Raw genomic sequence first — 25424 nt, 5'->3', positions numbered from 1 at the left:
TCGTCAATCAGGCGGGGCCGACCATGGAGGTGAGCACGATGGAGGCGACCTTCAGGCGCTGGCGCACGACCGAGCGGCCGAGCAGCGCCATCGAATCGAACAGCGGCAACGAGCGCGACGAGCCGGACATGGCGACGAACAGCGGTGGTGTGACCACGCGCAGCTTCTTGCCGAGGCGGTCGGCGATGTCGCGCAATTCCTGCTCGATCGTCTCGACGTTCCATTCGAGGATCTTCTCGAGATCGAAGGCTACGGTGTTGACGATCTCCAGTGTTTCGGCCGGCGAGGTCTTCAGCCCGGCAAACGAGGCGGGGGTGAGGCCAACGTCGTTGGCAAGCAGGAAGCCGGCAAGCTGCGGCAGTTCGCCGAGCTTGGTGATGCGGCTCTGGGCGAGCTTCAGGCCTTCGGTCAGGCGGCTGTTTTCCGAGGCCCAGTCGAAGACGCGGGCGAGGAATTCGTCCGGCATCAGCTTCTCGCGCATCCAGCGGCCATTCAGCCAGTCGAGCTTCTGCACGTCGAAGATCGCGCCCGCCTTGGAGAGGTTGTCTGGATCGAATTTCTCCGCCAGCTCTTCCATCGTCAGCAGTTCTTCGCCTTCGGCGATCTGGATGAAGAACAGGCCGAGGAAGTTCATCAGCGCTTCCGGCAGGTAACCGAGAGCCGAGTAGTAGGAAATCGAGGTCGGGTTCTTGCGCTTCGACAGCTTCGATTTGTCAGCATTGCGCATCAGCGACAGGTGCATGAACTTCGGCGGCTCAAGGCCAAGATACTTATAGATCAGGATATGTTTGGGCACGGAGGCCAGCCATTCCTCGCCGCGCGCGACGTGGGTGATCTTCATCAGATGGTCATCGACGACATTGGCCATGTGATAGGTCGGCATGCCATCGGCTTTCAGCAGAACCTGCATGTCGACCGCGTCCCACGGGATCGAGACGTCGCCATAGACGCCGTCGTTGAAGTCGCAGGAGCCTTCGGCCGGGATCTTCATGCGTACGACCGACGGTTCGCCGGATTCCATGCGCTCGATGACTTCCTCCGCCTTGAGGCTCAGGCAATGGCCGTCGTATTTCGGCGGCAGGCCCTTGGCGCGCTGCGCGTCGCGCATCATCTCCAGGCGTTCAGGCGTGCAGAAACAGCGGAAGGCGTGGCCGTCGCGCACCATCTGCTCAACGAAGGGGCGATAGATGTCCTTGCGTTCGGACTGCCGGTAGGGACCGTAGGCGCCGCCGACGTCGGGACCTTCCGACCATGTCAGTCCGGTCCATTTCAGCGCGTCGAGCACCTTCTGCTCAAATTCCGGCGTCGAGCGATTGGCGTCGGTATCCTCGATGCGTAGGATGAACTCGCCGCCCATCTTCTTGGCAAAGAGGTAGTTGAACAGGGCTATGTAGACGGTGCCGACATGGGGCTCGCCGGTCGGGGAGGGTGCGATGCGGACGCGGACGCCGGAAGTGCTCATGGGAATCTTGCTCGTGGTGACGTGCGGTGTGATCGAGCGGAAGCCGCCGATCATCGAAACGGGAAAAAACGATCGGAGGAAAAGACGGGAAACGGCCTCAGGAGCGCGCTTGTCCCGTAAAATCCATCGGTTGGCCTTAGGCCATATTCAGCCGCAGGCGTCAAGGAAAACTGCGGCATTGCACGGCATGGCTGCCTTGTCCCAGTGTGGCAGCGATGAAAACAATGCGTGGCAGCCGTCCTGTCGGTTGCTGGCGCCGGTCCATCAGTTCACCGGCCAAACCATCAGCAGCATGGGAATCGACACCAGGACAATAAGGAATGACAACGGCAGGCCGAGGCGGGGATAGTCGCTGAAACGGTAGCCTCCCGGCCCCATGACCAGCGTGTTGCATTGGTGACCGATGGGGGTGAGGAAATCGGAGCCGGCGCCGATTGCCACCGCCATCAGGAAGGCGTCGGGCCGGTAGCCCAGGCCGGTGGCGAAGCTCGCGGCGATCGGGGCCATGACCAACACCGTTGCGGCATTGTTGAGGAAAGGGGTGACCGCCATCGCCGTGACCATGATCAGCGCCAGCGCGGCATAGGCGGGCAAACCGTCAGCAGCAGCACCCAGCCAGCCGGCGATCAACTCGCTTCCGCCCGTTGTGCGCAGGGTGTCGCTGACGGGGATGAGGGCCGCCAGCATGACAAGGATCGGCCCATCCACCGCCCGGTAGATCTCGCTGAGGGGGATAACCTTCAGGAGGACCATGGCGAGTGCTGCGGCGAAGAAGGCGACGGCCACGGGGGCAAGTCCAAAGGCCGTCGCTCCCATGGCGGCGGCGAGGATCCCGAGCGGCAGGATCGCGCTTCGGCTGGTGCCCAGCAGGATCTCGCGTTCGGCCAGCGGCAGGCACCCCAGTTCCAGCAAAAGTCCGGGCAACGCCTGACGCTGTCCCTGCAGAACCACCACATCACCGGCGCGTAGCGTCAGTTCGCCGAGGCGCTCGCGGATGCGCTTGCCCTTGCGGCTGACCGCGAGGAGATTGACGCCGTAGGTATTGTAGAGTGAGAGTTCGCGGGCAGAGAGACCGATCAGTGCGGAATCGCGACTGATCACCGCCTCGATCGCTGCAATCTCTCCGCTGAGCTTGGTTTCGCTCTTGCCGTTCGGCTTGCCGGAGAGCGACAGCTTGGCCTGCGAGACAATGCGGTCGAGCGGTTCGGAGGCGCCTTCGAGCAGGATCGCGTCGTTCTCCTTGAGTATGATGTCGGGGAAGGGCGAAATGCGGGTGTGGCCGCGCAGGATCGCCGTCGCGATGACCTCGCCCGAGGCGATCGACAGAAGCCTGTTGAGGGACTTGCCGAGAAAGGGCGACTGCTTGCCGACGGTCGCCTCGGTGGCGAAGGTCGAGCTTTCGAGCGCTTCCTGTACGGACGGATTCAGGTTTTCGCGTTTGGGCACCAGCCAGTAGAAGAACATCAGGAAGATGGTGCCGGTGAGGGCGAGTGTCGCACCGACGGGGGTGAAGTCGAACATGGTGAAGGCTTCGCCGGTGATCTCGGCGCGCAGCCGGGACACGACGATATTCGGCGACGTGCCGATCTGGGTCATCAGGCCGCCGAGCAGGGCTCCGAAGGCCATGGGCATGAGGAATGTCGAGGCCGGCGTGCCGGAGCGGCGGGCGAACTGGAAGGCGACCGGCATCATGATTGCCAGTGCGCCGATATTCTTGATGAAGGCCGAGAGGATGGTGACGGTCACGACCAGCAGCAGCATCTGGCCGCGGATCGAGGTGAGGGCGGGAAAGAACTTCTTGATCGCCAGGTCGACGATCCCGGAGCGGGCCACGCCGGCGCTGACCACCAGTGCGCTGCCGACGATGATGACGATGTCGTCGCTGAAACCAGAGAAAGCCCTCTCCGCGGGGACCAGGCCGATGGTGACTGCGACGACCAGCGTGAGACAGGCAACCACGTCGTAACGCAGGCGGTCCCAGATGAAGGCAACCATCATCGCACCGATGACAGCGAAGGCAAGGATTTGCTCGGTGGTCATGGAACTCCGGATGTGTTGTGGCCAAGGGCACTATAGAGGCCCGCGGAACGGTCTATCAATGCCGCCCGCAGGCCTTTGTTCCCCGTTCCAAGGTGGGTGTGCCCTGGCACAAAGGAACAGGGACCCGCGATGGTGCCGCAGGCTTTAGGGCCTGCGCGCCTCAGTGCAATTTCTTCCTGGCGTCCCGTTGCGCCTGACGTTTGCGCCTTGCGAACATGTTGAGCGCCTCGACCAGGCCCGAGAAGGCCATCGCCGTGTAGACGTAGCCCTTGGGCACGTGGAAGCCCATGCCGTCGGCGATCAGCGTCATGCCGATCATTAGCAGGAAGCCCAGCGCCAGCATGACGATGGTCGGATTCTGCTCGATGAAATTGGCGAGCGGCGTGGCGGCGATCAGCATGATGACGACCGCGATGATCACCGCAGCGATCATGATCGGCAGGTGATCTGTCATGCCCACGGCGGTGATGATGCTGTCGACCGAGAAGACCAGGTCGAGCAAGAGGATCTGGCCGATCGCCGATGCGAATGTGCTTGTTGCCGATGACGCGATGAAATCCTCCTCGTGGTCGACCGGATCGACATTGTGATGGATTTCCTTGGTCGCCTTCCAGACGAGGAAAAGGCCCCCGGCGATCAGGATCAGGTCCTTCCACGAAAAACCGTGGCCAAAAGCCTCGAACAGCGGTGTGGTCAGCTTGACGATCCAGGCGACCGTGCCGAGCAAAGCGAGACGCAGGACAAGCGCCAGAAGAATACCGACCCGACGCGCCTTCTCACGCTGCTCACTGGGCAGCTTGTTGGTCAGGATCGAGATGAAGACGAGGTTGTCTATGCCGAGGACGACTTCCATGATCACAAGGGTGACCAAAGCGATCCAGGCGGCGGGATCCTGAAGGAGAAGGACAATTTCCTGCATGTGGACTTTCCGGTTGGTGAAGACGAGCGGCTGCAGAAATGGAGCATGACCCGCACCAGAGCAAGGGGCTGTGGAAAAGCGCCGGAAAAAAGTCCGCTGTCCCGCCGTCAGAGCGGCTTTGGAAAGGGCCGCGTGCTGTAGGCGCAGAGGAAAACGCGAACCGCACTTTCTATTGATCGGTCGACTTCCTCCTGTGATGGAGCGTGCCGCATTTCGCCGAACAGGCGCTGCTTGAAAAAGGTGCCGCTCGAGAGCTCGATGAACTGGCGCGCAGCCGTCTCCGGATGCTCCGTCCTCAATGCGCCCTGGTCGACCTGGCGGCGGATGAAGTCTTCAAGTACGCTGCGGGCATTGGCCGGGGCGTTCGCCAGGAAGCGGTGGCACAGGCCCGGCATGCGGTCGATCACGCCGAGCACCGTGCGCATGGCCGGAATCATGTCGGTTTCGATGACCTGGCGAACGAAGGCTTCGGCGAAGCGGCGCAGCCCCTGTTCGGCATCCTGGCTGTCGGCGAGAATGTCGCGCAGCGCTTCCGTGAAACGCCCTTTTTCCCGCTCGATCAGTGCGGCGAACAAATCTTCCTTGCTCTGGAAATAGACGTAGATGGTCCCTTTGGAGACGCCCGCCTCGCGTGTCACGTCATTCATGCTCGCCGCGTCGAAGCCCATCTTCATGAAGACCTGCTTGGCACCGTCGAGGATTTGTTCGCGCTTGACCGGGTCTCCACCTGCCGGAAACCGACTGGGAACGACGGGGTAGGGGAATTCGGTCGGGGCGCTTTGCTCTACCTTTTTGGACTTGCGGGTCATGGCTATCCGAAAATTAACTTCAACAAGCCAGATTGGAAACATACTGGCTCTCTCCCTCTTGATATGTGTCAGAAGAGCCGTTATGTCAATCGAACCGAACGGTTCAGTTCGATTCATTTTGTTGGCCAGCGAGTGGTTTGATCATGTCAGGATCCCAAAGGACGAGTGCCGTCCGTTCCGTCAACGCCGCCGATCAGCGGCCGACCATTGACGAGCTCCCGGTTGTCGAGGCGCGCTCGGAGACGGGCGCAGATCAGACCGCGGCCCATGCTGCCGATGGCGAATCGGCTGTCGGCAAAAAGAAGCGCCGGCCGGTATTGCCGGTGATCTTGGCTGCTTTGGTCATCGGTGCCGGCTGGTTCGGCTATGGCTGGTGGACCGAGGGCCGGTTCATGGTTTCGACCGACGACGCTTATATAGATGGCGATATTGCGATCATCTCGCCCAAGGTGTCCGGTTATGTGAAGGCGGTGAACGTCGTCAGCAACCAGCACGTCAAGGCCGGGGATCCGTTGGTGACGCTGGATGATGGCGACTATCGGATCGCCGCGGAGCAGGCCAAGGCGCAGATCGCGATACAAAAGCTGACGCTTCAGCGCATTGATGCCCAAGTCAAGGGTGGCGAGGCGGCGTTGGCACAGGCTGATGCCCAGAAACGGTCAGCGCAGGCGACGCTCAGCCTTGCTGAACTCTCCTTCACGCGCGTCAGCGGCTTGCAGGAGCAGAAGGTGGCTTCGACCGCGGACCTTGACAGTGCGCGAACCCAGCTCGAGCAGGCCAAGGCCAACCTGACCGCCGCTGACGCCAATATTGCCGCCGCCGACGCACAGATCTCCGTCCTGAAGGCGCAACGCGCAGAATCCGAGGGTGGTATGCGCTCGGCCGAATTGGCACTGGAAAAGGCCGAGCGGGATCTCGCTTTCACGGTATTGAAGGCACCTTATGATGGTGTCGTCGGCAATCTATCTGTGCAAACGGGCGACCTTGTTTCGATTGGCAAGCGGCTTGCGGCCTTGGTTCCGGTCGAGGAGCTGTATATCGAGGCCAATTTCAAGGAAACTCAGATCGCCGAGCTGGTCCCCGGTTCCAAGGTGTCGATCCATGTCGACGCCTATGGGGACAAGCCGATAGAGGGCACGGTAACGTCGATTGCGCCGGCTTCGGGCTCGGTCTTTTCCATGCTGCCTGCGGAAAACGCTACGGGCAATTTCACCAAGGTTGTCCAGCGCGTTCCCGTTCGCATCGCGATTCCGAAGGACGTTCTCGCGTCGGGACATCTGCGGGCTGGCTTGAGCGTGATCGTCGATGTCGACACTCGCACGGCGCCGAACGGTGCCGCACTCGCGGCCAACTGACGCCATTCGGCAGGGGATAGCGACAATGGCCGCAGCCGGTACGACAGCAGCAGGCGCAGTCGCTATGCCCTTGGCCGAGGAGCACATGGACCCAAAGCGCATCATCGCTTTTTTCGCGATGGTGTTCGGCATGTTCATGTCGATCCTCGACATTCAGATCGTTTCGGCCTCGCTCGCCGAGATTCAGGCTGGTCTTGGTGCCGGCTCGGACGAGATCGCCTGGGTGCAGACCTCCTATCTGATTGCCGAAGTGATCATGATCCCGCTGTCGGGCGCGCTGGCGCGCATTGTATCGACGCGCATCCTTTTTTCCTTCTCCGCCGCCGGTTTCACCATCGCCAGCGCGCTTGCCGCGACGGCGACCAATATCGATCAGATGATCGTCTATCGGGCGATTCAGGGCTTCATCGGTGGCGGCATGATCCCGTCGGTCTTCGCTGCCGCCTTCACCATCTTTCCGCCGTCCAAGCGTAACATCGTCTCGCCGATCGTCGGCCTTGTGGCAACGCTCGCGCCGACCATCGGCCCGACCATCGGCGGCTATCTTAGCCATGCCATGTCGTGGCACTGGCTGTTCCTGGTGAATGTCATTCCCGGCATCATCGTCACGGCGGTGACTTTCAGCCTGATCGATTTCGACAAGCCTGACTTCAAGCTCTTTAGAAAGTTCGATTGGTGGGGCCTGTTCTGGATGGCGCTCTTCCTTGGTACGATGGAGTATGTTCTGGAAGAGGGGAACAGCAAGGACTGGCTGAACGACGAGCATATCGTGATGGGCACGGTGGCGATGGTCATTGGCGGCTTCTTCTTCTTTCAGCGGGTGTTCCGGGTTGATTTCCCGGTGGTCGACCTGCGGGCCTTCAGCAATCGCAATTTCGCTTTCGGATCGCTGTTTTCCTTTGTCATGGGGATTGGGCTCTACGGGTTGACCTATCTCTATCCGGTCTATCTCGGCCGGATCCGGGGTTATGATTCGATGATGATCGGCGAGACCATGTTCGTCTCCGGAGCGGCCATGTTCCTTACTGCGCCGGTGGCCGGCGCGTTGTCGAACAAGCTCGACCCGCGTGTGATGATGATGATCGGTTTTGCCGGTTTTGCCGCCGGCACCTTTACGATGACCTATATGACCGCGGACTGGGACTTCCAGGAACTGCTGATTCCGCAGATCCTACGCGGCTGCTCTTTGATGCTGTGCATGGTGCCGATCAATAATATCGCGCTCGGCACGCTGCCGCCGGATCGCATGAAAAACGCGTCCGGCCTGTTCAACCTGACACGCAACCTCGGCGGGGCTGTTGGTCTCGCCGTGATCAACACCGTGCTGACCCAGCGCTCGGACGAGCACTATGCGCGGCTTTCCGAACAGGTTCATTGGGGCAATGCCGCCGCTCTCGACTGGCTTGCCAGTGTCGGAGCCAATTACGACAGCTATGGTCTCGACGGCACGGCGGTGGCGATCAAGAAACTCTCTGGCGTCATCACCCAGCAATCATGGGTGATGTCCTTCATGGATGTTTTCCTCGGGCTGACCGCTCTGTTCTTCTCACTGGTCTTTCTCACTCTGCTGATCAAGAAGCCAAGCGCGGCCGCTCCGGCCGGCGCCGGGCACTGAGCCCGCCTCCACCTCTTCCGCAATCCACCGCAGCGCCGAGGGCCGTTTCCTCCACCGGGGAAACGGCCCTTTTCGTTGCCGTGGCTTTTTTGATGTACGTACCTCAAAAAGTGATTTACGGGTCTCGGATCCTGCGGTAGGAGTGCGGTCGGAGGAAATATGAAGCCGACCGTTCACGATATCGCAGCCGCTGCGGGCGTCAGCCTTGCCACCGTCGATCGGGTTCTGAACCAGAGACCGGGCGTCAGCGCGCGCACACGTGAAAAGGTCGAGGCCGCCGTTGTCGCGCTGGGTTTTGTGCGTGACGTGGCCGCTGCCAATCTCGCCAAGGGGCGCGTCTATTCGCTGACCTTCATCCTGCCCTCCAATGACAATTCCTTCATGCGGGAGCTGGAGAAGGCGATCGGCGATGCCACGGTTCGCTCGCCGGCGGAGCGCACCGATATCCGGATCGTCAAGGTGCCGCCATTCGATGCTGCGGCTTTGGTCAAGGCGCTGGACGCGGTTTGCGATGAACGCCCGGCTGGCGTGGCGCTTGTCGCGGTCGATGCGCCGGAGGTGGTGGCTGCTGTGGATCGGCTTGTCGAGGCTGGCATTCCGGTTGTGACGCTGGTTTCCGATGTTCCGGCGTCGCGGCGTGTCCACTATGCCGGCATCGACAATCTGGCGGCCGGCCGCACGGCTGCGAGCCTGCTGGGGCGTTTCGTGGGCGAGCGCAGCGGTGCCATTGCCATCCTTGCCGGATCGCTGCTGGTGCGCGACCACCGCGAGCGCCTGGACGGTTTTCGCTCGGTCATGGCCGACAACTCTCGGCATCTGGTGCTGCTGGATGTCATCGAAGGGCGCGATGATCCGACGCTGGTCGAGCGACAGCTCACAGAGCTTTTTCGCAGCCGCGCTGACATTCGAGGCGTCTACAGCCTCGGCGCTGGCAATCGCGGTCTCGCAGCCGCGCTGCGCAAGGCTGAGGTCCCGCAGCGCCCGGCGGTCATTGCTCACGAACTGACGGAGACGACGCGAAGCGCGCTGTGTGAAGGGCTGGTCGATGCTGTTCTCAACCAGGATGCCGGACACGAGGTGCGTAGTGCCATCCGCGTGCTGAAGGCTACGGCTGACGGATTGCCGGTTCTCGTTGCGCAGGAGCGCATCCGCATCGACATTTTTTTGAAAGATAACCTGCCCTGACGGGCCAGGGATGGGGAGAAGACATGTATCTGGGGCTTGATCTCGGCACCTCGGGCGTGAAGGCGATGCTGATCGACAGCGATCAGAAGGTGGTCGCTGTCGCCAACGCGGCACTCGACGTTTCTCGACCGCATCCCGGCTGGTCCGAGCAGGACCCGCTCGACTGGATTCGCACAACACGAGAGGCCGTCAGCAGGCTCAAGGTCTCGCAGGGGGCGGCACTTGCGGCCGTCAAAGGCATTGGCCTGTCCGGCCATATGCACGGTGCGACGCTGATTGATGCCGGAGATCAGGTGCTGCGTCCCTGCATCCTGTGGAACGACACGCGCAGCCATGCCGAGGCAGCGGTCCTCGACGTCGATCCGCAGTTCCGCGCCGTCACGGGCAATATCGTCTTTCCAGGTTTTACCGCGCCAAAACTCGCCTGGGTGGCAAAGCATGAGCCGGAGATTTTTGCCAAGGTTGCCAAGGTGCTTTTGCCGAAGGATTTCCTGCGGTTGTGGCTGACCGGGGAGTATCTCTCCGACATGTCGGATTCGGCCGGCACCGCCTGGCTCGATACGGCCCAGCGCCGATGGTCGGGCGAACTGTTGGCGGCAACCGGTCTCTGCGAAGACCAGATGCCGGGTCTCGTCGAGGGAACCGAACACGCCGGAACGCTGCGCGACCAGTTGGCGGACGAATGGGGCATGGGTGCGGATGTTGTGGTCGCAGGCGGGGCCGGCGACAATGCGGCTTCGGCTTGCGGCATGGGCACGGTCGCCGAGGGGCAGGCCTTCGTGTCGCTTGGCACGTCGGGCGTTCTCTTCGCGGCGAACGGGTCCTATCTGCCCAAACCGGAAAGCGCTGTGCATGCCTTTTGCCACGCGCTGCCGAACACCTGGCACCAGATGGGCGTGATCCTGTCGGCGACCGATGCGCTCAATTGGCTGAGTGGTGTCACCGGCAAGGCGGCCGGTGATCTGACCGGGGAACTCGGTGACGATCTCAAGGCGCCGGGCAGCGTCACCTTTCTGCCATACCTTTCAGGCGAGCGCACGCCGCACAATGACGCCACGATCCGCGGTGCCTTTATCGGGCTGGGTCACGAGAGCGCGCGACCGGTGCTGACCCAAGCCGTTCTGGAGGGCGTGACCTTCGCCTTTCGCGACAATCTCGAGGCGTTGAAATCGGCCGGAACGTCGTTCGCTCGGGTGACGGCAATCGGTGGCGGCTCGCGTTCGCGCTACTGGCTGGCTTCGATCGCCACCGCGCTCGGTGTCCCGATCGATATTCCGGCGGACGGCGATTTCGGTGCGGCCTTTGGCGCCGCAAGGCTCGGGCTGATCGCGGCGACGGGCGCCGATCCGCTTGCCGTCTGCACGGCGCCGAGGACGGCTGAGACGATTGAACCGGTTGCCGCGCTGACGGACGCTTATGAGGCGGCCTACGGACGCTACCGGGCGCTCTATCCGGCAATCCGCGGGTTCTGAGGCAAGGCCTCCTCTGGCCTGACTGCCATCTCCCCCACAAGGGGGAGAAGACCAGATGGCAACCCCGCAGGCCAGCGGTGGCGGAGGGGAGGGCCTATCGCCGCCACGCTGAACACTGAACTGCATTCGAAAAACAAACAGGAGGAGTTCCCATGTCGACAGGATTTTTCGGCGACATCGCCAAGGTGAAATACGAGGGGCCGGAGAGCAGCAATCCGCTGGCTTTCCGCCACTACAACCCGGATGAGGTGGTTATGGGCAAGCGGATGGAAGACCATCTGCGCTTTGCCGTCGCCTATTGGCACAGCTTCACCTGGCCGGGTGGCGATCCGTTCGGCGGGCAGACTTTTGAACGCCCGTGGTTCTCCGACACAATGGAAGCGGCAAAGATGAAGGCCGATGTCGCCTTCGAATTCTACCAGCTGCTCGGCGCACCCTACTACTGCTTCCATGACGCGGACGTGCGCCCGGAAGGTCGCAATTTCGCCGAGAACACGAAGAACCTCAACGAGATCGTCGATTATTTCGAGAAAAAGCAGGCCGAGACCGGCGTCAAGCTCCTTTGGGGCACGGCGAACCTCTTCTCCAACCGCCGCTTCATGTCGGGAGCCGCGACCAATCCCGATCCGGATGTCTTCGCCTTCTCTGCGGCGACAGTGAAGACCTGCATGGACGCGACCATGCGTCTGGGCGGTGAGAACTACGTGCTCTGGGGCGGTCGCGAAGGCTATGAGACGCTGCTCAACACCGACCTTGAGCGCGAGCTTAACCAGCTCGGACGCTTCCTCAATCTCGTCGTCGAGTACAAGTACAAGACCGGCTTCAAGGGCACGATCCTGATCGAGCCCAAGCCGCAGGAGCCGACCAAGCACCAGTACGACTATGACGTCGCGACCGTCTACGGCTTCCTGCAGAAGCATGGGCTGGAGAAGGAGGTGAAGGTCAATATCGAGCAGGGCCACGCGATCCTCGCCGGCCATTCCTTCGAGCACGAACTCGCCATGGCGAATGCCTTCGGCATCTTTGGTTCGATCGACATGAACCGCAACGACTACCAGTCCGGCTGGGATACCGACCAGTTCCCCAACAATGTCCCGGAAATGGCGCTTGCCTATTACCACGTCCTCGCGGGCGGCGGCTTTGCCACGGGCGGCACGAACTTCGACGCCAAGCTCCGTCGTCAGTCGCTCGATCCAGCCGACCTGCTCTATGGCCATATCGGTGGCATGGATTGCTGCGCCCGCGGCCTCAAGGCGGCGGCAAGGATGATCGAAGATGGCGCCCTGTCGAAGCCGCTGGAGGAGCGCTATGCGAAGTGGGACAGCCCGGAGGCGCAGCGCATGCTGCGCGGCGAACTCTCGCTCGAGGCGATCGCCAAAATGGTCGAGGACGCCGACATCAACCCCGAGCCGAAATCGGGTCGTCAGGAATACCTCGAGAACGTGGTCAACCGCTACGTCTGATCGCAGTGTACGCCGCCGGGGAAAGAGAGGTTTTCCCCGGCGGCATTCTTTGATAGGAAAACTGCAACGTTGCAGGAATGCTCAGGGGAGGAGAAATCATGAAGACGATCAAGGGGCCAGCCCTCTTTCTCGGCCAGTTTGCGGGTGATGCGGCACCCTTCAATTCCTGGGATGCGATCACCAAATGGGCGGCCGACAAGGGCTATCTCGGCGTGCAGGTGCCGACCTGGGCGGGCCAACTGATCGACCTGAAGCAGGCGGCCGAATCCAAGGATTACTGCGACGAACTCGCCGGCGTCGCACGCCAGAACGGCGTCGAGATCACCGAGCTATCCACCCATCTGCAGGGCCAGCTGGTTGCCGTGCACCCGGCCTATGACGAGGCGTTCGACGGCTTTGCCGCGCCGGAAGTGCGCGGTAACCCCAAGGCCCGCCAGGAATGGGCCGTGCAACAGGTCAAATATGCTCTCAAGGCGTCGCGCAATCTCGGCATCAATGCCCATGCGACCTTTTCCGGGGCGTTGGCTTGGCCTTATTTCTATCCCTGGCCGCAGCGTCCCGCCGGTCTCGTCGAGGTCGCCTTTGATGAACTGGCGAAGCGGTGGGCGCCGATTTTGGATTACGCCGACGAGCAGGGGGTCGATGTTTGCTACGAGATCCACCCGGGCGAGGATCTGCATGACGGCGTGACCTTCGAGATGTTTCTTGAGCGGGTTAAAAACCATCCCCGCGCGAACATGCTCTACGATCCGTCGCATTACGTGCTGCAATGCCTCGACTATCTCGACAACATCGACATCTACAAGGAGCGGATCAAGATGTTCCACGTCAAGGATGCCGAGTTCAATCCGACCGGGCGTCAGGGCGTCTATGGCGGCTATCAGAGCTGGGTGAACCGGGCAGGACGCTTCCGCTCGCTCGGCGATGGCCAGGTGGATTTCGGCGCGATCTTTTCCAAGATGGCAGCCAACGATTTTGACGGCTGGGCCGTGGTCGAATGGGAATGCGCGCTGAAGCATCCCGAAGACGGCGCGCGCGAGGGGGCCGAGTTCGTCAGGCATCACATCATCCGGGTGACGGACCATGCCTTCGACGACTTCGCCGCCGGCGGCACGGACGATGCGGCCAACCGCCGGATGCTGGGGCTGTAATCAGCAGTAATATCTCTCTCCAATCCCTCCCCACAAGGGGGGAGGGATTAAACCCGCCGCGCCGCGTATCCCCGATTTCGAAGGGCCGGCGCTTTCAGCTTTCTCCCTCCCCCCATTGTGGGCGGATGGCGGCAGGCGGAGGGGGGGGCTTGAGGAAAGGTGAACGGACGGGTGGGCTTCGGCGGACGGATACGTCAGGTGGACAAGAGGTTAGCGCTAGCGGGCTCCTCTCAATGCCTTGATGTCACCACACTCGAGAGCGGCAAGATTCGCCTCGACCTTGTCCAGCGGCCAGTCCCACCAGGCGGTCTGGAGGAGTTCGGCAATGACCTCGTCGGGATAGCGCATGCGGATCAGTCGCGCAGGGTTGCCGCCGACGATGGCATAGGGCGGCACGTCGTGGGTCACGACCGAGGCGGCGGCGACGATGGCGCCATGGCCGATCGTCACACCGGGCATGATCGTAGCGTTGTGGCCGATCCAGATGTCGTGGCCGACGACTGTGTCCTTGAACGGCAAGTCATCGTAGCCTCCAATGGTGTCCGGGTTGAATACGCGAAACGGATAGGTGGTGAGGCCGCCCATCGCATGATTGGCGGACGAGGTGATGAAGAAGGCGCCGCGGGCGATCTGCACGAATTTGCCGATCGTGAGTTTTTCCCGGCTGAAGGGATAAAGATAGGGGGCAAGTATGTCCGCTGTCTCTTCCGCGGGCGCGGAATGGCTGAAGTAGCTGAAATCGCCGATCTCCATGCGGGGATGGTCGATGACATTCTTCAGGTACATGGTCTGCCGGTAGGGCGTGCCGCCGGCAAGCGTGATGGGAAATGCGAGTTCGGGATTGAGAAGGGGCATTTGAAGACCTTTCGAGCGTGAACAGGGACCGCAATCGCCCGGGGGAGAACTGGCGGTCTGTTGCTTCTGCCTCGCTTGAGGCGGGTCCTCAGAGGGTCACTGTCAGGGCATCCTTCTCATTCAGACACACATAATAGCGTCGCATCGCTGGCAAATCCAGCCGCGCCGCATCAGAGAAACAAGGGAGGACTTCATGGCGATCGAGGGAAAGACAGAAGAGCGGATCGCGAAGATCAGGCTCGGCATGGTGGGTGGCGGTTCGGGTGCCTTCATTGGCGGTGTGCACCGTATGGCGGCACGACTGGACGACCGCTTCGAACTGGTGGCTGGCGCGTTGTCTTCGACGGCGGAGAAGTCGCTCGCGTCCGGCCGCGAATTGGGACTGGATCCGCAGCGTTGCTACGGTTCGTTCGAGGAGATGGCAGAGAGGGAAGCGGCGCGGCCGGACGGCATCGAGGCTGTGTCCATCGTCACGCCCAACCATGTGCACTATCCGGCGGCCAAGGCCTTTCTCGAGCGCGGCATCCATGTGATTTGTGATAAGCCGCTGACGTCAAATCTTGAAGATGCGAAGAAGCTCAAGGCGGTCGCCGACGCTTCCAGGGCCCTCTTCGTGCTGACCCATAACTACACCGGCTATCCGATGGTGCGCCATGCGCGCGAACTGGTGCTATCGGGTGCGCTGGGCGAAATCCGGCTGGTGCAGATGGAATATCCGCAGGACTGGCTGGCCGAGCCGATCGAGCAGACCGGCCAGAAACAGGCGGCCTGGCGCACGGATCCCAAGCAGTCGGGTGTCGGCGGATCGACAGGCGACATCGGCACCCATGCCTATAATCTCGGCTGCTTCATCTCCGGTCTGGAGATCGAGGAACTCGCTGCCGACGTACACACGTTCGTCGACGGCCGGCAGCTTGACGACAACGCCCACGTGATGCTGCGCTTCAAGGGTGGCGCCAAGGGGCTGTTGTGGTGCAGCCAGGTGGCGGTCGGCCATGAGAACGGGTTGAAGGTCCGCGTTTATGGTACCAAGGCCGGTCTCGAATGGGTGCAGGCGGATCCGAACTACCTGTGGTTCACTCGGCTCGGCGAGCCGAAGCAGTTGATCACGCGAGGCGGCGCCGGCGCTGGTGCGGCCGCCCAGCGCGTGACGCGCATTCCAAGTGGCCATCCTGAAGGCTATCTTGAGGCCTTTGCCACGATCTATGTGGAGGCGGCGGCGGCCATCAATGCCGTCAAGTCCGGCCAGCCGGTCGACCCGGCGGTCACCTATCCGACCATTGACGACGGGGTGAAGGGGGTGGCCTTCGTCGAGGCCTGTGTGACGTCATCGAAGAAGAATGGGGCGTGGGTGAAGGTGTGACTGTACGACCCTGCCGACCGAACGGGATCTGATCAACTCGCGCGCAAATGGCAGCCGTTTCTTGAGAGTTTCGTGTGATGAAGGAAATAGAGGCTTGGATGCTTTTGATCTCCAAACTGATCTGCTCGGCAATCTTGATGGTTGTCGTTTGCTGCGTTCCGCTCTCGCATGCGGCTACAGAGCTCAACGACTATATCGGACCGTGGAAGCAAGTGGCGTCCAACGCGGGAAGGTGTGATCGATGCGAGATCGTCTTCGTCGACGGCGACCAAGGTCTCTCCGTGGCGGCCAATAATGGTTGGTCCGCCACGCTGCGGCCCGGTGTGTCTGAGGGACGTTTCATGCTGCGTGGTGATGGCCGGTGGAGTTCGACGCTCACTAGCGGTTTGCGCGGGCGGCCGTTCTCGATTGACTTCATTCTCCGTGGCGACCGTCTTCATATGACAATGGAGATCCGTATGGAGGGGCGTATGCGCGTGGTCAAGGCGATCTTCCAGAGGCATTGGTTCGGGGCGTAATGGCCCTGTCGATCATGCTCTTGTCGAGGTTTACTGGGCTGAAACGTTACAGATTCCTGTGGGCTGCTCTGTACAAGCCCGCCGGGCTTGGTTAAATCGCCGCTTTACGACGGCTTACGGGCCGCGCAACCCTATCGGCGGGCCCCATGATCGATCCCAAGCTCCTCGCAAGCCGCTTCCCCGGCGATTTCACCTTCGGCGTGGCGACCGCCGCCTTCCAGATCGAAGGAGCCTCCAAAGCCGATGGCCGCAAGCCGTCGATTTGGGATGCTTTCGCCAATATGCCGGGCCACGTCTATGGTCGGCAGAACGGTGATGTCGCTTGCGACCACTATCACCGCTGGGAAGCCGATCTCGATCTGATCAAGGACATGGGCGAATCGGCCTATCGCTTCTCGATCGCCTGGCCGCGCGTTATTCCGGAGGGAACGGGACGGATCAACGAAACCGGGCTCGACTTCTACGACAGGCTGATCGACGGGTTGAAGGATCGCGGCATCAAGGCGTTCGCCACCCTTTACCATTGGGATCTTCCATTGGCCTTGATGGGCGATGGCGGCTGGACGGCGCGCTCGACGGCCTATGCCTTCCAGCGCTACGCCAAGATCGTCATGGCCCGGCTCGGCGACCGACTGGATGCGGTCGCGACCTTCAATGAGCCGTGGTGCTCTGTCTGGCTGTCGCATCTTTACGGCGTGCATGCGCCGGGCGAGAGGAACATGGATGCGGCGCTGCATGCCTTGCACTACACCAATCTGGCGCACGGCCTCGGTATCGATGCGATCCGTCAGGTGGCGCCTCAGGTCCCGGCCGGCCTGGTGCTGAATGCTCATGAGGTCATTCCCGGTTCCGACAGTGCGGCTGACAAGGTCGCCGCCGAGCGAGCCTTCCAGTTCCACAACGGTGTGTTTTTCGATCCGGTGTTCAAGGGTGAATATCCGGCCGACTTCCTGTCGGCACTCGGCGACCGGCTGCCGACGATCGAAGCCGGCGACATGGAGGTCATCGGCCAGAAACTCGACTGGTGGGGGCTGAACTATTATACGCCTATGCGGGTCGCCGACGATCCAACGCCGGGCGCGGAATTCCCCGCGACCATCGGTGCGCCGCCGGTCTCCAAGGTCAAGACGGATATTGGCTGGGAAGTCTATGCGCCGGCGCTCAAGTCGCTGGTTGAGGGGCTTTACGACCGCTACGAACTACCGGTCTGCTACATCACGGAGAACGGCGCCTGCTACAACATGGAGGTGGAGAACGGCGAGGTCGACGATCAGCCGCGGCTCGACTATTACGCCGAGCATCTCTCCGTCGTCGCCGATCTGATCAAGGATGGCATACCGATGAGGGGCTATTTCGCGTGGAGCCTGATGGACAATTTTGAATGGGCCGAAGGCTATCGTATGCGTTTCGGCCTCGTCCATGTCGACTACGGCACCCAGGTGCGCACGGTAAAGAAAAGCGGCAAGTGGTATGGTGAGCTTGCCGCGCAATTCCCCAAGGGCAATCACAAGGCGGGGTGAGTTCCGGCTCGTCTCGGTCAAGCCGGCGCACAACGGCAGGGCTTGGCCCGTCAGCCCAGGCGAGCGAGTTTCGTATCGGCGTGCTCGATGTTGTTGCGCTTGTCGAAATCGGTCCGGGCGGCGTGGATCTTGTCATGATTGTTGAACACCCAGCCGCCGACTGCCTGAATTGGACCGCGCAGTGACTGGCCGAGTTCGGTCAGCTCATATTCGACACGTGGCGGGACGGTTGGATAGACGGTGCGTTTCACCAATCCATCGCGTTCGAGCGCGCGTAGCGTCAGCGTCAGCATGCGTTGCGAGACGCCGACAACCGCGCGCTTCAGGTCGCTGAAACGCGACGGTCCGTCACCCAGCATCATAATGACCAGTACGCTCCACTTGTCGCCGATGCGCGACAGCATCTCGCTGACCGTCTGGCATTTTGACAGGTCGTAGTGTTTCGGCATCGTCCTCCCCCTTGGTCACCGGTTACAAAAATGTGCCTTCTTGCGTCGGATTTCAAGTTACCTATTTTGACCAGGTTACGAAAATATACCGAATGTGCTTCGCCCATTCCCAGCCTCCCGGGGGCAAGGGCGATACGCGCGGATAACCAGGAAAGGCACTATCTTGCTACTCGAAAAGCTCAACTGGCGCTACGCCACCAAGAAGATGGATCCCACCAAGCCGGTTGCGGAAGACAAGGTCGAACGCATTCTCGAAGCCGCCCGTCTCGCGCCGACCTCCAGCGGTCTACAGCCCTACGAGATCATCGTTGTGAAGAACCCGGAAACCAAGGCCAAGATCCGCGAGATCGCCTGGAACCAGGCCCAGGTCACTGATGGCTCGCACCTGCTGGTCTTCGCCGCCTGGGACAATTACACGGCGGACCGCATCAATGCGATGTTTGATCTGGTCAACGAGGAACGCGGACTGATCAACGAGGGCTGGGAAAACTATCGCCAGATGTTGCTCAACACCTATGTCCCGCGCGATCCGCAGGTGAACTTCGAGCATGCCGCCCGTCAGGCCTATATCGGCTTTGGGATTGCGCTGACGGCTGCGGCCTTTGAAGGCGTGGACGCAACGCCGATGGAAGGCTTCGATGCCGCCAAGCTCGACGAGATCCTGGGCTTGCGCGAGCGCGGTCTGCGCTCGGTCACCATCATGCCGCTCGGCTATCGCGAGGCGGAAGGCGACTGGCTGGTGAACCTCAAGAAGGTTCGTCGTCCCAAGGAGAAATTCGTCACCGTCTTGAACTAATCGCGAATAAAAGGGCGCCTGCTTACGGGTGGGCGCGCCTTTCAGCTTGCGGGCGAAGAGCTTCTGATCAGCTGCTCAACGCCCTCGGGCACTGGTGGGAACAAGCACCCGGCCCGCCGGTCAGCCCCTTCGAGTAGCCGTATTTTGATGCGGAAAAGGGGCGGTATGATTTCCGTGAGTGCTCAAGGGCTGCTGGCTTGCATGTCGCCGGTTCAGGAAACGGCTGTCGGAAACGGAGTGCAGTTCAATGGATTTGGACGAATATTCCGCCGTATCGCCAATGGCGCGGAAAATCATGTCTGTTCCAGCGCGCTACCGGGTGGCATAAGCGGATCAGTTTTCCGCAATGCAGGGCTGATCTGCGCCGGCGGGTTTGAAAAGGTGAAACCAAAGATGCTAGAGCGGCGCAGAATCGTCCGAAAGTGTATGTCGCGATAGACCATCCGGCAGGCCATCATCTTTGCCGCGTGACGCGGCGCTCACCGAAGAGACTTCCATGACCAATCGATCCATACCGCGCTGCGCCTCGAATGGAGGCTTCCGATGAGTGCGCCCATTGATCAACTTACCCAGCGCCCCATGGTCGCCTTCGAAGGCGTCACCAAGCGCTTCGGCGGCACGAAAGGCCAGCCGGCTTTCACCGCGCTGGCGGGCATTGACTATATCGTGCCGAAAGGCGCGATCACCGGCATCATCGGCCGCTCCGGTGCGGGCAAATCGACCCTGATCCGGCTGGTCAATGGGTTGGAGCTTCCGTCATCCGGCAAGGTGCTGGTCGACGGCGTCGATGTCGGCGGGCTCGATGATGCCGCCCTTCGCGCGCTTCGCCGCGAAGTCGGGATGATTTTCCAGCATTTCAACCTGTTGTCCTCGCGTACCGTGCGCGACAATATCGCCTTGCCGCTGGAGATCGCCGGCGTGGACAGGCAGACCATCGACGCGCGGGTAAAGCCGCTGATGGATCTGGTCGGGCTTGCCGACAAGGCGAGACGCTATCCGGCGGAACTGTCCGGTGGCCAGAAGCAGCGTGTCGGCATTGCCAGGGCACTCGCCACCGAACCACAGCTCTTGCTGTCGGACGAGGCGACCTCGGCGCTCGATCCGGAAACGACCCAGTCGATCCTCGAGCTTCTCAAGACCATCAACCGCGATCTCGGTCTCACCGTTCTTCTGATCACTCACGAAATGGAAGTGGTGAAGACCATCGCTTCGCAGGTCGCGGTGATCGACCGGGGGCTGATCGTCGAGCATGGCCGGACCTTCGACGTCTTCACCGCGCCGAAACACGAGACGACGCAGGCGCAGCTTTCCGCCTCGATCGGCGCCAAGCTGCCCGAATGGATCCGTTCGGATCTGAAATCCGAGCCGGCGCCGGGTGATCGTGCCCTGGTGCGGCTGGTTTTCTTCGGCGAGACGGCTTTCCAGCCCTTGACCGCGCGGCTGGTCGCCGAGCTTGGCGCCGATGTCAATATTCTCGCCGGTGCGATCGACGAGATCGCCGGGGAGCCTTTCGGCTCGCTCGTCGTGTCCTATCCCGCCGATCCGGTCACGCTGGAGCGCGCCAGCCGCTTCTACCAGCAGACCGGTCTTGCCAAGGAGGTGCTCGGTTATGGCGTTTGACATGCTCTTTAGTCTTCTCGCCAAGGCGCTGTGGCAGACCTTGCAGATGGTCACGGTCGCCGGCCTGATCGGTACGGTGATCGGCTTGCCGATCGGTGTCTTCCTGGCGACCAGCGGCAAGGGCGAGCTTTTCGCCGCGCCGGCCGTCAACCGCATCGTCGGGCTAATCGTCAACGCGGCGCGCTCTACGCCGTTCATCATCCTCGTCGTGGCGATCATTCCGTTCACGCGGTTCATCACCGGGACCTCGATCGGCACGGCCGCGGCCATTGTGCCACTGACCGTCGCCACGATTCCTTTCGTCGCTCGCCTTGTCGAGGCCTCGATCCGCGAAGTGGACAAGGGGCTGATCGAGGCGGCGCGGGCCATGGGTGCAACGCCGCTCCAGATCGTCACCAAGGTGCTTCTCGCCGAGGCTCGGCCTGGCATCGTGCTGGCACTGACGCTGACGCTGGTCAGCCTGATCGGCTTTTCAGCGATGGTCGGTGCGGTCGGCGGCGGCGGGCTCGGCGATCTTGGTATCCGTTACGGCTACCAGCGCTTCATGCCGGACGTGATGCTGGCGGTGGTCGTCGTGCTGATCGTTCTCGTCCAGGCGGTACAGAGCGCAGGCGATCACTTGGCGCGGCGCTTCGACAGGCGCAGTCGCAAGAACTGAAACATTTCCTTCTTCAGAAAACCCAAGGAGTGATTTCCATGAAGAAACTGATCCTCGCGGCTTCTCTCGCCGCTCTCTTTTCCGCCGGCATGGCCCTGGCTGAAACCATCAAGGTCGGTGTGACCGGCGGTCCGCATGCGCAGATCATGGAGAAGGTGAAGGAGGTGGCCGCGACCAAGGGGCTCGACATCGAGATCCTCGAGTTCTCCGACTATGTCGTGCCGAACCAGGCGCTGGCCGATGGTGACCTCAACGCCAATTCCTTCCAGCATCAGCCCTATCTTGACAATCAGGTCGCCGACCGTGGCTTCGATCTTGTCAGCGTCGCCCCCACCGTCAACTTTCCGATGGGCGTCTATTCCAAGAAGGTGAAGAGCCTCGATGAATTGGCCGAAGGCGCCAAGATCGCCATCCCGAACGATCCGACCAACGGCGGCCGCGCGCTGCTGGTGCTTGCCGACAAGGGCCTGATCAAGGTCGACGCCGCCAAGGGTCTGAAGATCGGCCCGGCCGACGTCATCGAAAATCCGAAGAATATCGAGCTCGTCGAACTCGATGCCGCCCAGTTGCCGCGTTCGCTCGACGACGTCGATGCCTCGGTGATCAACACCAATTACGCCATTGAGGCCGGCCTCAACCCGAAGACGGATTCGATTGCCATCGAAGGTGAAAAGGCGCCTTACGTGAATGTCATCGCCGTACGCTCGGCCGACAAGGATGCCCCCTGGGTCAAGACCCTCGTCGAGGCCTACCACAGCGACGAGATCAAGGCATTCATCGCTGAAGAATTCAAGGGTGCTATCGTCGCCGCTTGGTGACGGCTGAGCATTCGGTTACTGGCCGGATGGAACTTTGACCTCTCCCGACTTTGTCGGGGGAGGTTTTTCATACGTTGCGGGCCCTTTGAGGCCTTGTCGCAATCTTGCGTTAAGTCAAATTGAACACATTCTGCGGCAGGCTGGCCTATCATTCCAAGGTCGGCTTATGCGTTTCAGTGCGTTCAAACTCAGGCGGCGCCACGCCTCATTCGATCGCCGCTTCGCGGTGATGCTCATGCTGCTCGTCTTTGCCGCAACTGGGGTGATTGTGACGAGCATCGTACTGACCGCACTGGACCGGGTAGCAGATTACGCCAACCGCCTCGATGAAGAGCGATCGCGCGAGACGGTGACGGGGGCCATTCGCACTTTCAAATACCAGCTTGGCGCCACGCTCAATGACTACGCGAACTGGGACGACGCCGCCGAGTATGTCTACAATAAGCAGGACGCCGACTGGATCGTCCGTAATTTCGGTGACATGACCTTCGAGAGCGACCTGTTCGACGTCGCAATCCTTCTCGACCAGCATGGTCGCAGCGTGATGGCCTATTCCGATGGCGAGCCGATCACCGAGCCGATCGAGCAATTCGTCAATGCGGACGTCAGGCTGATGCTCGATCAGGTCAAGTCGATGCCGGCCGGGCGGATGCCGCAGATGGTCGGTTTCACCAAAACGGCCAAGGGTGTGGCGGCTGCCGGCATTGCGATGATCCGGATGAAGTCGAGCGATAATCTCGAGCCGCCCGCAAACCCTGCCTATCTGGTCTTTATGCGGCATCTGAGTGCGCAAACGGTGGCGCGGGTGGGGCAAGCCTATGTTCTGCCAGGTCTTCAACTGACGCCTGCCTATATCACTGCTTCGCACCGGGTGAATATCCGCTCCCCTTCTGGTTACGGGCTCGGCGCGCTGGGTTGGGAGCCACGTGCACCCGGCGACATCAGCCGCGAGCAGGTACGGCCGCTCGTCACCAGCGCAACGGTGATCGTTGGCATCTATTGCCTGTTGCTGGTGCTGGTCGGCGCCAAGGAACTACGGCGCGTCCGCGCCGATGAGGCCGCCGCCGTGCGCATGTCACGTACCGATCGCCTGAGTGGTCTTGCCAATCGGGAGGGCCTGTTTGTCGGGCTCGCTGACCGGGTCGGGCGGGCGCGTCTTTCCGGCGAGGATGTTGGGCTGCTCTATCTTGATCTCGACGGCTTCAAGGAGGTCAATGATGCCTACGGCCACGCAACCGGCGATCGACTGATCCGGGGTGTGGCGGCAGGTTTGAGAACGTTGGTGGCCGAGGGCGACACCATCGCTCGTGTCGGCGGTGACGAATTCGCCATCGTCGTGTCGGGAGCGAACGCGGAGGCGCGGTCGGTCAGCCTGTGCAACAGCATCCTGGAATTCCTAGGCGAACCTTTTTCGATCGGCGAACGCGTTGCCATCATCGGCTGCAGCATTGGCCTCTGCGTGTCGGCGGGAGGCGCGACGGAGGGCGAGGAACTGGTCCGCCGCGCGGACATGGCCATGTATTGTTCCAAGGAGAACGGTCGCGGCCGCTGGACCTCCTATGACCCAAGGATGGATGACGAGCGGGAAGAACGCAACCGCCTGGAGCTTGATCTCAGGGCCGCCATCGACAACGACGAAATCACCGTGGTCTACCAGCCGGTGGTCGATGTACGAGACCGCGAGCTTGTCAGCGTCGAGGCGTTGGCTCGCTGGAACAGGGCGGGGCATGGCCTGGTTCCGCCCGACGTGTTCATTCCGGTTGCCGAGGCCAGTGGCATGATCGATGCGCTCGGGATCAGTGTCCTCAGGCAGGCATGCGCGCAGATGCGGGCCTGGCCCGAACTCGGGCTTTCGGTCAACGTGTCGCCGGGGCAGTTCCGCGATCCCGCCTTTGCCAGCCGGGTCGCCGCCGTACTTGCCGATACGGGCATGAATCCGCATCATCTGGTGCTGGAAATGACCGAAACCTATTTCGTCCGCAGCCCAGAGCGCGCCATCCAGGCACTCGAGCGGCTACGCAAGATCGGCGTGCAGATCGCGCTCGACGATTTTGGCGCCGGTTTCTCCAGCGTGGGCTATCTGCGCAAGTTCGGCTTCGACCGGATGAAAATCGACCGGTCCATGGTTTCGGCGCTGGATGGCGGACAGAATGCGGTCGAGACACTGCAGGCAACTGTGGCGCTTGCCCGTTCGATGGGGATTCCGGTCACGGCCGAGGGGGTTGAGACCGAGGAACAGGCCGTGGCGCTCAGGCTTGCCGGTTGCGACGAGTTGCAGGGCTATCTGTTTGGCAAGCCCAGTGCACCCGAGGCCATCGAGGACCGGCGCCGCCGCTCAGCCGGCAGGCGCGCCCACACGCCCTGAGCGCGGCCGCTTTCCTCAACTGCCGATGTGCTTTTCGCCGCGTTTCCTGGCGAGCGCGATCTGCATCTGCCGCTGGCGATAACGATCCCTGTCCGCTTCCGTCCGATCCTTGTAGCAATGCGGGCAGGAGACACCTTCCTCAAAAAGCGGTGACTTCACCTCTTCCGCCGTCAGTGGATAGCGGCAGGCATGGCAGAGCGTGTGCTCGCCCTGCTTCAGGCCATGGGTGATCGACACGCGCTCGTCGAACACGAAGCAGGCGCCATCCCATAGGCTTTCCTCCGCCGGCACTTCCTCGAGATATTTAAGGATGCCGCCCTTGAGGTGATAGACCTCGTCGAAGCCCATTTCCTTGGCGAAGGCCGTCGACTTCTCGCAACGGATGCCGCCGGTGCAATACATCGCGAGCTTCGGCTTGTTGTGCAGGCCGGGATTGTTGCGCATCCAGTCGGGAAATTCGCGGAATGTCTTGATATTCGGGTCGATCGCGCCCTTGAAGATGCCGATCGCCGTCTCATAGTCGTTGCGGGTATCGATGACGATGGTCTCGGGATCGGAGATCAGTTCATTCCAATCCTTCGGATCGACATAGGTGCCGACGATCTTGTTAGGGTCGATGTTCTCGACGCCCATCGTGACGATTTCCTTCTTCAGGCGCACCTTCATGCGCAGGAAGGGCATTTTCGCCGCGCGGCTTTCCTTGTGCACCAACTCCGCGAATTCCGGCTGCGAGCGGATGAAGGCGAGGATCTTGGCGATGCCCTCGTCGGTGCCGGCTATGGTGCCATTGATACCTTCGGCGGCCAGCAGCAACGTGCCCTTGATGCCATTTTCACGGGCGACGGCATCGAGTTCCGCGCGAAAGCTCTCGAAGCGCGGGAAGCGGGCGAAGTGGTAGAGCGCGGCGACGCAGAAGGCGCCGCCCTCTTCGTGGCGAGGGGTCAAGAGATCATCTGTCATGGCCGGGGAATACTGCCTCGGCCCTTGCCGC

The 25424-nt window shown here is 61.6% G+C and carries 21 protein-coding genes; 14 read left to right on the top strand and 7 right to left on the bottom strand.

All coding sequences use genetic code 11. The features are described from left to right. Positions 1 to 7: 7 nt before the first annotated feature. The 4 genes from gltX to RNA01_RS11860 form a co-directional block, all read right to left on the bottom strand. Complete coding sequence (gene gltX, locus RNA01_RS11875) at positions 8 to 1462, bottom strand: glutamate--tRNA ligase (RefSeq protein WP_147180428.1); 1455 nt, start codon at positions 1460 to 1462, stop codon at positions 8 to 10. Between the two features lie 264 nt (positions 1463 to 1726). After that, entirely contained in the window at positions 1727 to 3502 is a 1776-nt protein-coding gene (locus RNA01_RS11870) for an SLC13 family permease (RefSeq protein ID WP_147180427.1), read from the bottom strand. A gap of 160 nt (positions 3503 to 3662) precedes the next feature. Next, entirely contained in the window at positions 3663 to 4421 is a 759-nt protein-coding gene (locus RNA01_RS11865; protein WP_147180426.1) for a TerC family protein, read from the bottom strand. A gap of 107 nt (positions 4422 to 4528) precedes the next feature. After that, positions 4529 to 5230 (bottom strand): TetR/AcrR family transcriptional regulator, encoded by a 702-nt coding sequence (locus RNA01_RS11860; protein ID WP_147180425.1) that lies wholly within the window; start codon positions 5228 to 5230, stop codon positions 4529 to 4531. A 143-nt stretch (positions 5231 to 5373) separates the two neighbouring features. Here RNA01_RS11860 and RNA01_RS11855 point away from each other — a divergent pair, with 143 nt between their 5' ends. The 6 genes from RNA01_RS11855 to RNA01_RS11830 all read left to right on the top strand — a co-directional run bounded on the left by RNA01_RS11855 (position 5374) and on the right by RNA01_RS11830 (position 13471). Next, positions 5374 to 6585 carry an HlyD family secretion protein gene (locus RNA01_RS11855; RefSeq protein ID WP_147180424.1) on the top strand — a complete coding sequence of 404 codons (1212 nt, stop codon included), beginning with the start codon at positions 5374 to 5376 and terminating at the stop codon, positions 6583 to 6585. Positions 6586 to 6610: 25 nt separating this feature from the next. Further along, the gene (locus tag RNA01_RS11850; RefSeq protein ID WP_147180423.1) at positions 6611 to 8200 is read left to right on the top strand and encodes a DHA2 family efflux MFS transporter permease subunit; all 1590 of its coding nucleotides are present in this window, start codon (positions 6611 to 6613) and stop codon (positions 8198 to 8200) included. Positions 8201 to 8359: 159 nt separating this feature from the next. Then, positions 8360 to 9385, top strand: a complete 1026-nt coding sequence (locus RNA01_RS11845; RefSeq protein WP_147180422.1) for a LacI family DNA-binding transcriptional regulator — start codon at positions 8360 to 8362, stop codon at positions 9383 to 9385. Between the two features lie 23 nt (positions 9386 to 9408). Then, positions 9409 to 10857, top strand: coding sequence for a xylulokinase (xylB, locus tag RNA01_RS11840; protein ID WP_147180421.1), 1449 nt, complete (start codon positions 9409 to 9411; stop codon positions 10855 to 10857). 152 nt (positions 10858 to 11009) lie between these two features. Next, positions 11010 to 12320: a xylose isomerase gene (xylA, locus tag RNA01_RS11835; protein WP_147180420.1), complete on the top strand. Its 1311-nt coding sequence runs from the start codon at positions 11010 to 11012 to the stop codon at positions 12318 to 12320. Between the two features lie 98 nt (positions 12321 to 12418). Then, positions 12419 to 13471, top strand: a complete 1053-nt coding sequence (locus tag RNA01_RS11830; protein WP_147180419.1) for a sugar phosphate isomerase/epimerase family protein — start codon at positions 12419 to 12421, stop codon at positions 13469 to 13471. 216 nt (positions 13472 to 13687) lie between these two features. On the opposite strand, the gene RNA01_RS11825 is transcribed toward RNA01_RS11830, so the two are convergent. Then, positions 13688 to 14326 (bottom strand): CatB-related O-acetyltransferase, encoded by a 639-nt coding sequence (locus tag RNA01_RS11825; protein ID WP_147180418.1) that lies wholly within the window; start codon positions 14324 to 14326, stop codon positions 13688 to 13690. A 193-nt stretch (positions 14327 to 14519) separates the two neighbouring features. Here RNA01_RS11825 and RNA01_RS11820 point away from each other — a divergent pair, with 193 nt between their 5' ends. The 3 genes from RNA01_RS11820 (at position 14520) to RNA01_RS11810 (ending at position 17727) form a co-directional block, all read left to right on the top strand. Continuing rightward, positions 14520 to 15689 (top strand): Gfo/Idh/MocA family protein, encoded by a 1170-nt coding sequence (locus RNA01_RS11820; protein ID WP_147180417.1) that lies wholly within the window; start codon positions 14520 to 14522, stop codon positions 15687 to 15689. 98 nt (positions 15690 to 15787) lie between these two features. Further along, the gene (locus RNA01_RS11815) at positions 15788 to 16207 is read left to right on the top strand and encodes a hypothetical protein (RefSeq protein ID WP_147180416.1); all 420 of its coding nucleotides are present in this window, start codon (positions 15788 to 15790) and stop codon (positions 16205 to 16207) included. Positions 16208 to 16353: 146 nt separating this feature from the next. Continuing rightward, positions 16354 to 17727 (top strand): GH1 family beta-glucosidase, encoded by a 1374-nt coding sequence (locus RNA01_RS11810; RefSeq protein ID WP_147180415.1) that lies wholly within the window; start codon positions 16354 to 16356, stop codon positions 17725 to 17727. 50 nt (positions 17728 to 17777) lie between these two features. Here RNA01_RS11810 and RNA01_RS11805 read toward each other — a convergent pair whose 3' ends face one another. Next, positions 17778 to 18176: a winged helix-turn-helix transcriptional regulator gene (locus RNA01_RS11805; protein WP_147180414.1), complete on the bottom strand. Its 399-nt coding sequence runs from the start codon at positions 18174 to 18176 to the stop codon at positions 17778 to 17780. A 163-nt stretch (positions 18177 to 18339) separates the two neighbouring features. Here RNA01_RS11805 and RNA01_RS11800 point away from each other — a divergent pair, with 163 nt between their 5' ends. From RNA01_RS11800 to RNA01_RS11780, 5 genes are all read left to right on the top strand, one after another. Then, a complete protein-coding gene (locus tag RNA01_RS11800; RefSeq protein WP_147180413.1) occupies positions 18340 to 18972 on the top strand; it encodes an NAD(P)H-dependent oxidoreductase in 633 nt (210 codons plus the stop codon). A gap of 543 nt (positions 18973 to 19515) precedes the next feature. Then, positions 19516 to 20592: a methionine ABC transporter ATP-binding protein gene (locus RNA01_RS11795; RefSeq protein WP_174824547.1), complete on the top strand. Its 1077-nt coding sequence runs from the start codon at positions 19516 to 19518 to the stop codon at positions 20590 to 20592. After that, positions 20582 to 21250: a methionine ABC transporter permease gene (locus tag RNA01_RS11790; protein ID WP_147180412.1), complete on the top strand. Its 669-nt coding sequence runs from the start codon at positions 20582 to 20584 to the stop codon at positions 21248 to 21250. The genes RNA01_RS11795 and RNA01_RS11790 overlap by 11 nt, the downstream gene beginning before the upstream one ends. A gap of 38 nt (positions 21251 to 21288) precedes the next feature. Continuing rightward, positions 21289 to 22068 (top strand): MetQ/NlpA family ABC transporter substrate-binding protein, encoded by a 780-nt coding sequence (locus RNA01_RS11785; RefSeq protein ID WP_147180411.1) that lies wholly within the window; start codon positions 21289 to 21291, stop codon positions 22066 to 22068. A gap of 166 nt (positions 22069 to 22234) precedes the next feature. Continuing rightward, the gene (locus tag RNA01_RS11780) at positions 22235 to 24433 is read left to right on the top strand and encodes a bifunctional diguanylate cyclase/phosphodiesterase (RefSeq protein ID WP_147180410.1); all 2199 of its coding nucleotides are present in this window, start codon (positions 22235 to 22237) and stop codon (positions 24431 to 24433) included. A 15-nt stretch (positions 24434 to 24448) separates the two neighbouring features. On the opposite strand, the gene trhO is transcribed toward RNA01_RS11780, so the two are convergent. After that, positions 24449 to 25393, bottom strand: a complete 945-nt coding sequence (gene trhO / locus RNA01_RS11775) for an oxygen-dependent tRNA uridine(34) hydroxylase TrhO (RefSeq protein ID WP_147180409.1) — start codon at positions 25391 to 25393, stop codon at positions 24449 to 24451. Positions 25394 to 25424: the final 31 nt, after the last annotated feature.

The sequence above is a fragment of the Paenirhizobium naphthalenivorans genome, from assembly GCF_007992095.1.
Classification (GTDB): domain Bacteria; phylum Pseudomonadota; class Alphaproteobacteria; order Rhizobiales; family Rhizobiaceae; genus Allorhizobium; species Allorhizobium naphthalenivorans.
The sequence above is the reverse complement of the archived record's forward strand: the minus strand, read 5'-3'. Positions and strand labels throughout refer to the sequence as shown.